This is a genomic window from Sinorhizobium sp. BJ1, from assembly GCF_002531555.1.
GTDB classification, from domain to species: domain Bacteria; phylum Pseudomonadota; class Alphaproteobacteria; order Rhizobiales; family Rhizobiaceae; genus Sinorhizobium; species Sinorhizobium fredii_B.
In genome coordinates, this window is the sequence record NZ_NWTH01000002.1 from 149,937 (window position 1) to 161,258 (window position 11,322).

Below are 11,322 nucleotides of genomic sequence, written 5' to 3' on the forward strand. Positions count from 1 at the left end.
ACTTCAAGACAAGGACTTTAAGAATCGCATGAACATGACCGAAACGAGCAAGGCCGTTCTCGCAGCCGACAAGGACTGGTGGCGTGGCGCGGTGATCTACCAGATCTATCCGCGCTCCTTCCAGGATACCAATGGCGATGGCATCGGCGATTTGAAGGGCATTTCCGCCCGGCTGCCGCATGTGGCGGCGCTCGGCGCCGACGCTATCTGGATATCGCCCTTCTTCACCTCGCCCATGCGCGATTTCGGTTACGATGTCTCCAACTACACGGATGTCGACCCGATCTTCGGCACGCTCAAGGATTTCGATCAGTTGATCGCAGAAGCCCATCGTCTCGGCCTTCGCGTGATGATCGACCTCGTCCTGTCGCACACCTCCGACCAGCATCCCTGGTTTGTCGAGAGCCGCTCCAGCCGCAGCAATGGCAAGGCCGACTGGTATGTCTGGGCTGATTCCAAGCCGGATGGCACGCCGCCGAACAACTGGCTGTCGATCTTCGGCGGCTCCGCCTGGGCCTGGGACCCGACGCGGCTGCAGTATTACCTGCACAACTTCCTGACGTCCCAGCCCGATCTCAACCTGCACAATGCGCAGGTCCAGGAAGCGCTTCTCGCCGTCGAGCGTTTCTGGCTGGAGCGGGGCGTCGACGGCTTCCGCCTCGATACCATCAACTTCTACTTTCATGACAGAGAGCTGCGCGACAACCCGGCGCTGGCGCCGGCGCGCCGCAACGCTTCGACCGCGCCTGCCGTCAATCCGTACAATTATCAGGAACATATCTACGACAAGAACCGGCCGGAGAACCTAGACTTCCTGAGGCGCTTCCGTGCCGTCATGGAGGAATTTCCGGCAATCGCGGCCGTCGGCGAGGTTGGGGACAGCCAGCGCGGCCTCGAGATCGCCGGCGAATACACCTCGGGCGGCGACAAGGTGCAGATGTGCTACGCCTTCGAGTTCCTGGCGCCTGATGCGCTGACGCCGGAGCGGATTGCCGAGGTATTGCGCGATTTCCAGAAGGTCGCACCGGAAGGCTGGGCCTGCTGGGCCTTCGCTAACCACGATGTCGTGCGCCATGTCAGCCGCTGGGGCACCGGCGTTGCCGACCACGTAGGCCACGCCAAGCTGCTTGCGAGCCTTCTGATGTCGCTGCGCGGCTCGGTCTGCATCTATCAGGGTGAGGAACTGGCGTTGCCGGAAGCGGAACTTGCCTACGAGGACCTTCAGGATCCCTACGGCATTCAGTTCTGGCCCGATTTCAAGGGCCGCGACGGCTGCCGGACGCCGATGGTGTGGGAGAGCCTGCCGGATGGCGGCTTCAGCAGCGCCAAGTCGTGGCTGCCGATTCCGGAAGCCCACCTTCCGCAGGCTGTTGCCGTCCAGGAAGGCGATCCGGCCTCGGTGCTCGAGCACTATCGCCGTTTTCTGCATTTCAGGAAGGCCTATCCGGCCTTCGCCAAGGGCGACATTGAATTCGTCGAGACGCGAGCTCCGCTGCTCGGCTTCATCAGGACGCATGGCAACGAGAGGCTCTTCTGCCTCTTCAATATGAGCGAGGAGCCCGCCGCAGCGGATTTGCCGGAAGGCGCGATCGAGCCGCTCGAGGGTCACGGCTTCATCTCTGATATAAGAGACAACAAGATCAGTCTTCCGGCCTGGGGCGCGTTCTTCGCGCGCCTGGCCTAGAAAACCGAGGGGAGGATGCAATGACGGGTCTGCTGCTAAAAGATATCCGCAAGTCCTACGGGGCGGTCGATGTCATTCACGGCATCAATCTCGACATCAAGCAGGGCGAGTTCGTCGTCTTCGTCGGGCCGTCCGGCTGCGGGAAATCGACGCTGCTCAGGATGATCGCCGGACTCGAGGAGATTACCGGCGGCGACATGTATATCGACGGCGAGCGGGTCAACGAGGTGCCGCCGTCGCAGCGCGGCATCGCCATGGTGTTCCAGTCCTATGCGCTCTACCCGCATATGACCGTTTACGACAACATGGCCTTCGGCATGCGGATCGCCAAGGAATCGAAGGAGGAGATCGATCGCAGCGTTCGCGCGGCCGCGGAGATGCTCCAACTCACCAAGTATCTCGACCGACTCCCCAAGGCGCTTTCCGGCGGGCAACGCCAGCGGGTGGCGATCGGTCGGGCGATCTGCCGTAACCCGAAGGTCTTCCTCTTCGATGAACCGCTTTCCAACCTCGATGCGGCGCTGCGCGTCGCCACCCGTATCGAGATCGCCAAGCTCAGCGAGCGGATGGCCGATACGACGATGATTTACGTCACCCACGACCAGGTAGAGGCGATGACGCTCGCCGACCGCATCGTGGTGCTGTCTCTCGGACATATCGAGCAGGTCGGTGCGCCGCTCGAACTCTACGAGCGTCCGGCAAACCTCTTCGTCGCCCGCTTCATCGGCTCGCCGGCCATGAACGTCATTCCCTCGACGATCACGGCGACCGGCGCCCAGACGACGGTAACCCTTGCCGGCGGCAAGTCCGTCACGCTCGACATCCTCACCAACGCGTCGGAAGCGGGCAAGAAGGCGAGCTTCGGCGTGCGGCCGGAAGACCTGCAGGCGACGGAGGGACAGGACTTCCTCTTCGAGGGAACGATCGCGATCGTCGAAGCGCTTGGCGAAGTGACGCTGCTCTATATCGAGGGCCTCGTCGAGAACGAGCCGATCATCGCCAAAATACCCGGCATCCTCAAGGTCGGCCGCGGTGACAAGGTGCGGTTCACCGCCGACAAGGCCAAGCTTCACCTCTTCGACGCGGATGGGCGCAGCTATCGCGTCTAGAGCCGTCACTTTTTCTTTTGCGCCGATTTTCTTTTGCGCCAACCCGCCCGGCACTGCCGAGCGGGTTTTTTGCGCACCCGCGCCTGAGCCAAACCCTCTGTTAAATTTCACGGATTAGCGTGGCCGCAATTGGAATGCGGAAAGGTGAGTTCTATGAGCGGCGCGGCTCCCGTTATGCCCCGGCACTTTCTCAACAAGGAAGAGTCGTTCATGTATGATCGGGAAGCGAACTTCCCGATGGAGGATACGCGCAACGACGCGCGGATCGAATTTACCGAGAGGGGGATGCAAAACCTTTCGTCGCGTCGCTGCGAGATTATCAAGCTGTCGAAAAGCAGCGCCGTTATCGGCATCGTGACGAAGTTTCAGCTGCCACAGAATTTCTATCTCGACATTCCGAGCGCCCGCATTCCCCTGATCGGCTGCCTATTGAAGCGGATCCACGCCAACAACCTCGTCGAGGCTCGGTTCCTGCGGCTCTTGAGCGACCGCGACCTGAACCGGATCTTCGTCTACAGTACCCATCCGAACCATCGCAACCGCACGCTCGACATCTATCGCTGACCATCAGAGCCTCGAGCACATGAGGCGAAGCGAGGGAGCAGCCATGCAACGACCCTATCGCCTGTCCTGTCACTGCCGCGAAATCGCGATCGAGGTCGATGCTGAACTTTCGCGGCTGGTCGAGTGCAACTGTTCGACCTGCCGGCGCTCGGGCTTTCTTCATTGGAAGGTGGATGCCGCGGCTATCCGGCTCGTCACCGAAAAGCGTCGGATGTCGACCTATATCTGGCGCGGCATCACCGAGGGCCATCATTTTTGCCCGACATGCGGCACCGCGATCATGCGCAGCGGCTATCCAGGCGGCCGTGTTTCGCTCAATGCCAGGTGCGTCGAGGGCGTCGATGTGTTCACGCTCGACGTCGAGCGCTATGGCGGCCGGAACGACATGCCACCCGGGCCGCAGCCATAGGCTGTGACTGCGCCGGCACCTCAGAGCGGATGAGGAGCGGCCGCCCGCTTCCTGCCTGCAGATGTCACGGGAACCTTTCCGGTCGAGCAGGCGTTCAGACCGAATCTGGCCCGGAGAGGAACAAATGAACCTGCAGAAGATCTACACCGCATTGCTCACCGCAGACCTTGCGGCGGCCGAAGGCTGGTATACGAAGCTGCTTGGGCGTGGACCGGATTATCGGCCGATGGATACGCTGGTGCAGTGGGAGCTCTTCGGTCAGGGCGGCGTGGCGCTTTCAACCGACGACGAGATCGCCGGCAGGGGCGTGATGTTCCTTGTCGTCGATGATGTCGCGGCCGAGCGCCGCAGGCTGCAGGGCCTGGGGATCATGCTCGGGGACGACATTGAGGGCGATTACTCGACGCTGGCGCAGGTGCGTGATCCCGACGGCAACCTGCTCACGCTGGCGACGCCGCCGTCGCGGCCCTATCCGCCGGCATGACCGCCCGGAAGAGCGAAATCCGCTTCATCGTGATCTAGCGAAACAGGACGCTCCCTCCATGGTCCGCGGTACCGGCGATCTGGCGGAACGGCGCGAACAATTCGCGGCCCATGCCGAACTCGTTGTCGGAGAGGTCGATATGTGCCGGCACGCGCGTCTTCAGCGCGATGTCCTCGATCTTCACCTCGATCGTCCCCTTGACCGCGTCGATGCGGATGATGTCGCCCTCCTGGATGCGGGCGATCGGTCCGCCGTCCTTGGCTTCCGGCGTAACATGGATGGCCGCCGGCACCTTGCCCGATGCGCCCGACATGCGGCCGTCGGTGACGATTGCCACCTTCTGCCCACGATCCTGCAGGATGCCGAGCACCGTCGTCAGCTTGTGCAGTTCCGGCATGCCGTTCGCCTTCGGGCCCTGGAAGCGGACGACGGCGATGAAATCGCCTTCGAGCTTTCCCGCCTTGAAGGCGGCATTAAGCTCGGCCTGATCATTGAAGATCTTGGCGGGGGCCTCGATGACATGGCGCTCCGGCTTGACGGCGGAGATCTTGATGACCGCCTTGCCGATATTGCCGGTCAGCATCTTTAGGCCGCCGGTATGCTGGAACGGCTCGTCGATGGTTGAAAGCACCTTCGGATCGGCGCTTTCCTCGGGGGACGGCTCGCGCCGGACGGTGCCGTTCTCGCCGAGTCTCACGTCGATCGCATAGGCTTCGAGCCCCTGACCGAAGACGGTCCTGACGTCATCGTGCAGCAGCCCCTTCTTAAGGAGTTGGCTGATCAGGAAGCCCATACCGCCGGCCGCGTGGAAATGGTTCACGTCGGCGAGGCCGTTCGGATAGACGCGGGCAAGCAGCGGTACGATGTCGGAGAGTTCCGAAATGTCCTGCCAGGTAAGCACGATGCCGGCGGCGCGCGCCATGGCGACGAGGTGCATGGTGTGGTTGGTCGAGCCGCCGGTCGCATGCAGGCCGACGACGCCGTTGACGATCGACCGCTCGTCGATCATCTCGCCGGCGGGCGTGAACTCGTTCCCCATGGCGGTGATCGCCAGGGCCCGCTTCGCCGCTTCCTTGGTCAGCGCGTCGCGAAGCGGCGTGCCGGGATTGATGAAGGAGGCGCCCGGCAGGTGGAAGCCCATGATCTCCATCAGCATCTGGTTGGAGTTGGCCGTGCCGTAGAAGGTGCAGGTGCCGGGGCCGTGATAGGATTTCGACTCCGCCTCGAGCAGTTCGTCGCGGCCGACCTTGCCTTCGGCAAAGAGCTGGCGGACCTTCGCCTTTTCGTCGTTCGGCAGACCCGAGGTCATCGGTCCGGCGGGAACGAAGACGGCGGGCAGATGGCCGAAGGTCAGCGCCGCGATCACCAGGCCCGGGACGATCTTGTCGCAGACGCCGAGATAGACGGCCGCATCGAACATGTTGTGCGACAGGCCGATGCCGGCGGCCATGGCGATCAGGTCGCGCGAGAAGAGCGACAGCTCCATGCCCGGCTGGCCCTGGGTCACGCCGTCGCACATGGCCGGCACGCCGCCGGCGACCTGTGCGACGCCGCCCGCCTCGCGGGCTGCGTCGCGGATCAGCGCCGGATAGGTTTCGAAGGGCTGATGCGCCGAGAGCATGTCGTTATAGGAAGTGATGATGCCGAGGTTCGGGACGCGGTCGCCGGCGAGCGCCACCTTCTCGGCGGGGGAACAGACGGCAAATCCATGCGCCAGGTTGCCGCAGCCGAGCACGCTGCGGTGCGGTCCGTTTGCCGCGGCGCTGCGAATGCGTTCGAGGTAGGGCTCCCGATAGGGCTTCGAACGCTCGACGATACGGGCGGTAATGGCGGCAATGCGGGAATCGGCGGACATGGCACATCCTGTTCCGGAGTCTTCGGACTCCTTGATCTTCATCCTGTCAACGGCTCACAGCGGCAATGTTTCCAAGCGGCACGTGTCGCTGTAATGCTTTGAATTGCTGTATCTTGTCCGGACGCGTTACGGCGCCCAGTAGATCTGCAGCGGCGATGCCGCCCGCCTCAGCACGGCACGGATCGGCATTTTGGTCTCCTCGCCCGCAGCCTTTGCGCGGTCGAGAACCTCCTTCTTTCCCTCTCCCTCGATATGCAGGACCAGATATCCGGCATCCTGAAGGCTCGAGAAAGTAAAGGTGAGGCGGGTTTCGCCGGCCCCGCCGGCCTCCATCGTGATCACGCCGCGTGGGGTCGACGCATCAAGCGCCTCCTCAAGCCGCGTCCCGCCTGGAAAGAACGAGGCCGTATGCCCGTCCGTTCCCATGCCGAGCACGACGACGTCGAAGGGAGCGGCAATGCCGGCCGTCTTCTCGCTGGCGATCGCAGCGGCAGCCTCGGCCGTTGGCGCAGCGTGATAGAGCGGCACGAACCGCGCCGCGGCCGCTTTGTCCTGTAGCAGGTTGGCGCCGACGAGAGCGTGATTGGAGCGGTCGCTTTCCGGCGGCACGAACCGCTCGTCGACGAGCGTGATCGTCACCTTCGCCCAATCGAGGTCGCGCTCGGACAGGGCGCGGAAAAACGCCTTCGGCGTCGAACCGCCGGACACTGCGATGCTCGCCTTGCCGCGCGCCGCGGCGGCGGCGGCGAGTCTGGCGCTGACCGCATCGGCAAGACCCTCTGCCAGGGCCGCCCCATTTTCGAACAGGTGCAGGGTTTCGCTCATCGGCCGGTCCTAGATCGTGTCGTTCCAGGTGCGGCCGTCACGCTCGATGAGCGCGATCGCCTGGCTCGGGCCCCAGGTGCCGGCGGTGTAGCCCTGCACCTGCTGTCCTGCCGTTTCCCAGGCTTTGAGGATCGGATCGATCCATTGCCAGGCGGCCTCCACCTCGTCGCGACGTACGAACAGTGTCTGGTTGTTGCGGATGACGTCGAGCAGCAGCCGTTCATAGGCGTCCGCATTGCGTACGCCGAAGGCTTCGGCGAAGCTCATGTCCAGGGGCACGTTCCTGAGGCGCATGCCGCCCGGTCCGGGGTCCTTGATCATCAGCGATTGCTTGACGCCTTCATTCGGCTGCAGCCGGATCATCAGTTGGTTGGCCGAGATGCGCCCGGCGCTATTGTCGAAGATCGAGTGCGGGATCTGCTTGAAGGTGATGACGATCTCCGACATGCGGCCGGCCATCCGTTTGCCGGTGCGGATGTAGAACGGCACGCCGGCCCAGCGCCAATTGCTGATCTCGGCCTTGATCGCGACGAAGGTCTCCGTGTTGGAAACGCCGCCTTCGAGCTCTTCCAGGTAGCCCTTGACGGGACCGCCGGCCGAGGCGCCGGCGCGATATTGACCCCGAACCGTGACCTGCTCGACATTGGCGGCGGTGATCGGTTTCAGGGCTCTGAGCACCTTGAGCTTCTCGTCGCGCACGGCTTCCGCGTCCATCGAGGTAGGCGCTTCCATCGCGACGAAGCAGACGAGCTGGAGAATATGGTTCTGCACCATGTCGCGCAGGGCGCCGGCCTTGTCGTAGTAGCCGGCGCGGTTTTCCAGGCCGACCGATTCGGCGACGGTGATTTGGACGTGGTCGATATGGGCCGAATTCCACAGCGGCTCATAGAGCGCATTGGCGAAGCGCAGCGCCATCAGGTTCTGCACCGTCTCCTTGCCCAGATAGTGGTCGATGCGGAAGATCTGCTCTTCGCGGAACACCTTGCCGATCGTGTCGTTCAGCTCCGTCGCCGAAGCGAGATCGCGTCCGATCGGCTTTTCGACGACGATGCGGGTGTTCTTGGTGATGAGCTTGTGATCTCTGATCTTTTCCGAGATATCGCCAAAGATCGCCGGCCCGACGGCAAGATAGAAGGCGCGGGTGCGGTCCCTGCCTTCTTCCAGCAGTTTCTTGAGATCGTCCCAGCCCTGCTCGGACTTGGCATCGACGGAGACGTAGTAAAGCCGCGAGTTGAATTTCTCCACCTCGGCCTCGTCGAATTCGCCGGGCTTCAGGTGTTCCTTCAGCGCGTCGGAGGCGAAGCGGCGATATTCTTCATGGGTGAGGGCAGCACGCGAGGCGCCGATGATACGCGTCGGCTCGGTGAACTGGCCTTCGATCTGCCGGTGGTAGAGGGCCGGCAACAGCTTGCGCTCCGCAAGATCGCCGGTGCCGCCGAACACGACATAGTCAAACGGTTCGACAGGAATGATCTGGCTACTCATGGGATGTCTCGATCTCGTTCAAGTCAGGGGCAGGTATAATCTAATCGATTTAAAAGCGCTAGGGTGCAACGCAACAAAATCGTATCTGCCCAACTTTTCTAAAGCATGACGCCCAATCGTTGAACCACGTCAAGTCGTCCGGACTTGGGCAAGCATCGCCTCTAAATCCGATCGCGCAAGGCATACCAGGTCAGCGCGAGGAAGAGCAGGGCGGATCGGAACCGTGTCCCGCCGGGGAATGCCGGGATCTTCAAGTCGTTGAGGAGATCCAGTTCCGTCGCTCTGCCGAGCGCGACATCGGCATAGAGCTTGCCGCAATAGTTCGCGAGCATGACGCCGTGGCCGGAATAACCGCCGATGCTCGTCACCCCCGGCATGACCTCGCGGTAGAAGGGCTGGCGCGGCATGGTGATGCCGACCGAGCCGCCCCAGGCATGGGGGATGGCGACGTCGGCGAGTGCCGGATAGATCTCGCGGATCTGGCGGCGGATGTGGCTGGAAATGTCGCGCGGATTGTCGGCGGTATAGGCTTCGCGCCCGCCGAACAGCAGCCGGCCATCCTTCGTCTTGCGGAAATAGCGCACCACGAAACGCGAGTCGTCGACGGATTCGCCACCCGGAAGAATCTCGGGGTGGTCCGTCAGTACTGGCGTCGCGCCGATGAAGGAGCGGATCGGCATGACGTGGCTGGCGGTCACCGGCTCGAGATTGCCGATATAGGCATTACAGGCGATCAACGCCCGTTCCGCGGTGATCGTGCGCCGGTTCGTTTCGATAACGACCGCTCCGCCCTTTTTCTCGATCTTCAGGGCCTTCGTTTGCTCATAGAGATTTGCCCCGGCGAGGGCTGCCTGCCGTGCCAGCCCGACGAGCAGCTTCATCGGATGGATATGACCGGTGCCGGTATCACGGATGCCGAAGTGGTAGTGGCTCGAGCCAAGCCGGCTTACGGTCTCCTCGCGGTCCATGAAGGAAAGATGCGAATAGCCGAACCGCTCCGCCATCGCCTCGACATGGCGGCGATAGTCGGTCTCGAAGCTCTTCTTGTGGCCGACGGAGAGCTGGCCCGGTACGAACTCGATATCGATCCCGTGCTCGCTGGCGAAATCGAGGACGTAGCGCTTGGCGTTTTCCGCCATGTCGAAAAGCAGTTGCGCCCGCTCGTGGCCGAGCATCTCTTCCGCTTCGTCGGCCCAGGCGCGCTGACCCGTGCCGAATTGCCCGCCGTTGCGCCCCGAGGCGCCGTCGCCGAAGCGGCAGGCATCGATCAGCGTGACATCGGCGCCGCCTTTCGCAAGATTGCAGGCCGCCTGCAGCCCGGTGTAGCCGCCGCCGATGATGGCCACGTCGGCCCTGCGCGAGCCCGGCATCGCCGGATAGGCGGGCCTGTCCGGGACGGTCGCCTCATACCAGGAGATTCCAGGCGAGATCGGGCTTTGCCAGGCCATCCGGATGCTCCTCAAATCAGACGTTGAGGAGCAGGAATTCGCGTTCCCACGGGCTGATGACCTGCATGAAGGTCTCGAACTCGCCGCGTTTCACCCCGGCATAGATGGCGATGAACTCGGCACTGAAGACCTCTGCAAGCGACGGCGCCGATTCCAGCAGCGAAATGGCTTCGAGCAGGCCGCGCGGCAGATCGATTTCGCCTTCGTTGGCCGTGTCTTCCGAGGGTGGCGTCGGCTGCAGGTCCTCCATGATGCCGAGATAGCCGCAGCCCAGCGAGGCGGCGAGCGCCAGATAGGGGTTCGCATCGGAACTCGGCAGCCGGTTCTCGATGCGCCTCGCCACCGGGTCCGAAACGGGAATACGGAACGCGGTCGTCCGGTTGTCGTAGCCCCAGGCCGTATTGACCGGCGCCGACATGTCCGGCGTCAAGCGGCGATAGGAATTCACGTAAGGCGCCATCATCGCCAGCGTCTTCGGCACGTAATGCTGCATGCCGCCGAGGAAGGAGAAGAACTCCTTGGATGGCGAGCCGTCCGGGCTGGAGAAGATGTTGCGGCCGGTCTCGATATCGATGACCGACTGATGGATGTGCATCGCCGAGCCCGGCTGACCCTGCATCGGCTTTGCCATGAAAGTGGCGTAGATGCCGTGCTTCAGCGCCGCTTCGCGGATGGTGCGCTTGAACAGGAATACCTGGTCGGCCAGTTCGATCGGATCGCCGTGCCTGAGGTTGATCTCGAGTTGCGCCGGCCCCTCTTCGTGGATCAGCGTGTCGATCTCGAGGCCCTGCTTTTCCGAGAAATGATAGATGTCGTCGATCAGTTCGTCGAATTCGTTGATGCCGGCGATCGAATAACCCTGGCCGCCGAGAATTGAGCGTCCGGAGCGGCCCTTCGGCGGGCGCAGCGGGTAGTCCGGGTCGTCGTTCTGGGCAACAAGGTAGAATTCGATCTCGGGCGCGACGACCGGTTTCCAGCCCTTCTGGCGGTAGAGGTCGACGACGCGCTTCAGGACATTGCGCGGCGTATAGCTGATCTGCTCGCCCTGCGAGCCGGCGATGTCGCAGATCACCTGCGCCGTAGGGTCACTCTCCCACGGTACGATGGAAATTGTCGAAAGGTCCGGCACCAGCTTGATGTCGCTGTCGCGGGAATCGTAGCGGAACTGACCGGTCTCCTCCGGATACTCGCCGGAAATCGTGTGGCGATAAATCGCCGAAGGCAGCGCCAGCGATGTGTTGGACGTGAATTTCGAGGTCGGCATCATCTTGCCGCGCGGCACACCGGCAAGGTCGGGCGTGATGCACTCGATATCTTCGATGCCGCGAATCTTCAGCCAGTCGACTGCGTCCTTCCAAGTCTTGACGCCTCGGGGCGCATGCAGGGCGAGGGGAACTCCTGAACTCTTGCTGACCTTTGCTGTCTGTTGGACAACACTTCTCTTGGAAGTCATAAATCA

Annotated in this window: 10 protein-coding genes; 5 read left to right on the forward strand and 5 right to left on the reverse strand. The window is 62.8% G+C overall.

The window, feature by feature from the left end; translation table 11 throughout:
* Window positions 1-28 precede the first annotated feature (28 nt).
* From CO676_RS03050 to CO676_RS03070, 5 genes are all read left to right on the forward strand, one after another.
* Window positions 29-1,684, forward strand: a complete 1,656-nt coding sequence (locus CO676_RS03050) for an alpha-glucosidase family protein (protein ID WP_014761139.1) — start codon at window positions 29-31, stop codon at window positions 1,682-1,684.
* Between the two features lie 20 nt (window positions 1,685-1,704).
* Complete coding sequence (gene ugpC / locus CO676_RS03055) at window positions 1,705-2,793, forward strand: sn-glycerol-3-phosphate ABC transporter ATP-binding protein UgpC (protein WP_097519628.1); 1,089 nt, start codon at window positions 1,705-1,707, stop codon at window positions 2,791-2,793.
* 153 nt (window positions 2,794-2,946) lie between these two features.
* Window positions 2,947-3,357: a hypothetical protein gene (locus tag CO676_RS03060; RefSeq protein ID WP_097519629.1), complete on the forward strand. Its 411-nt coding sequence runs from the start codon at window positions 2,947-2,949 to the stop codon at window positions 3,355-3,357.
* Between the two features lie 43 nt (window positions 3,358-3,400).
* Entirely contained in the window at window positions 3,401-3,766 is a 366-nt protein-coding gene (locus tag CO676_RS03065; RefSeq protein WP_179875394.1) for a GFA family protein, read from the forward strand.
* A gap of 124 nt (window positions 3,767-3,890) precedes the next feature.
* Window positions 3,891-4,250, forward strand: coding sequence for a glyoxalase/bleomycin resistance/dioxygenase family protein (locus CO676_RS03070; RefSeq protein WP_097519631.1), 360 nt, complete (start codon window positions 3,891-3,893; stop codon window positions 4,248-4,250).
* Between the two features lie 34 nt (window positions 4,251-4,284).
* Here the strand turns inward: CO676_RS03070 and edd are convergent, their stop codons facing one another.
* From edd to CO676_RS03095, 5 genes are all read right to left on the reverse strand, one after another.
* Window positions 4,285-6,105 (reverse strand): phosphogluconate dehydratase, encoded by a 1,821-nt coding sequence (edd, locus tag CO676_RS03075; protein ID WP_097519660.1) that lies wholly within the window; start codon window positions 6,103-6,105, stop codon window positions 4,285-4,287.
* Window positions 6,106-6,231: 126 nt separating this feature from the next.
* Window positions 6,232-6,930 (reverse strand): 6-phosphogluconolactonase, encoded by a 699-nt coding sequence (gene pgl / locus CO676_RS03080; protein ID WP_097519632.1) that lies wholly within the window; start codon window positions 6,928-6,930, stop codon window positions 6,232-6,234.
* 9 nt (window positions 6,931-6,939) lie between these two features.
* Window positions 6,940-8,415, reverse strand: a complete 1,476-nt coding sequence (zwf, locus tag CO676_RS03085; RefSeq protein WP_097519633.1) for a glucose-6-phosphate dehydrogenase — start codon at window positions 8,413-8,415, stop codon at window positions 6,940-6,942.
* A 161-nt stretch (window positions 8,416-8,576) separates the two neighbouring features.
* Window positions 8,577-9,863, reverse strand: a complete 1,287-nt coding sequence (locus CO676_RS03090) for an FAD-binding oxidoreductase (RefSeq protein WP_097519634.1) — start codon at window positions 9,861-9,863, stop codon at window positions 8,577-8,579.
* A 16-nt stretch (window positions 9,864-9,879) separates the two neighbouring features.
* Window positions 9,880-11,316 carry a glutamine synthetase family protein gene (locus tag CO676_RS03095; RefSeq protein ID WP_014761148.1) on the reverse strand — a complete coding sequence of 479 codons (1,437 nt, stop codon included), beginning with the start codon at window positions 11,314-11,316 and terminating at the stop codon, window positions 9,880-9,882.
* Window positions 11,317-11,322: the final 6 nt, after the last annotated feature.

Excerpts from the sequence above, each read along its gene's own strand:
- CO676_RS03050 (WP_014761139.1), top strand. The coding sequence starts at position 29 with ATGAACATGACCGAAACGAGCAAGGCCGTTCTCGCAGCCGACAAGGAC.
- ugpC (WP_097519628.1), top strand. The coding sequence starts at position 1,705 with ATGACGGGTCTGCTGCTAAAAGATATCCGCAAGTCCTACGGGGCGGTC.
- CO676_RS03060 (WP_097519629.1), top strand. The coding sequence starts at position 2,947 with ATGAGCGGCGCGGCTCCCGTTATGCCCCGGCACTTTCTCAACAAGGAA.
- CO676_RS03065 (WP_179875394.1), top strand. The coding sequence starts at position 3,401 with ATGCAACGACCCTATCGCCTGTCCTGTCACTGCCGCGAAATCGCGATC.
- CO676_RS03070 (WP_097519631.1), top strand. The coding sequence starts at position 3,891 with ATGAACCTGCAGAAGATCTACACCGCATTGCTCACCGCAGACCTTGCG.
- edd (WP_097519660.1), bottom strand. The coding sequence starts at position 6,105 with ATGTCCGCCGATTCCCGCATTGCCGCCATTACCGCCCGTATCGTCGAG.
- pgl (WP_097519632.1), bottom strand. The coding sequence starts at position 6,930 with ATGAGCGAAACCCTGCACCTGTTCGAAAATGGGGCGGCCCTGGCAGAG.
- zwf (WP_097519633.1), bottom strand. The coding sequence starts at position 8,415 with ATGAGTAGCCAGATCATTCCTGTCGAACCGTTTGACTATGTCGTGTTC.
- CO676_RS03090 (WP_097519634.1), bottom strand. The coding sequence starts at position 9,863 with ATGGCCTGGCAAAGCCCGATCTCGCCTGGAATCTCCTGGTATGAGGCG.
- CO676_RS03095 (WP_014761148.1), bottom strand. The coding sequence starts at position 11,316 with ATGACTTCCAAGAGAAGTGTTGTCCAACAGACAGCAAAGGTCAGCAAG.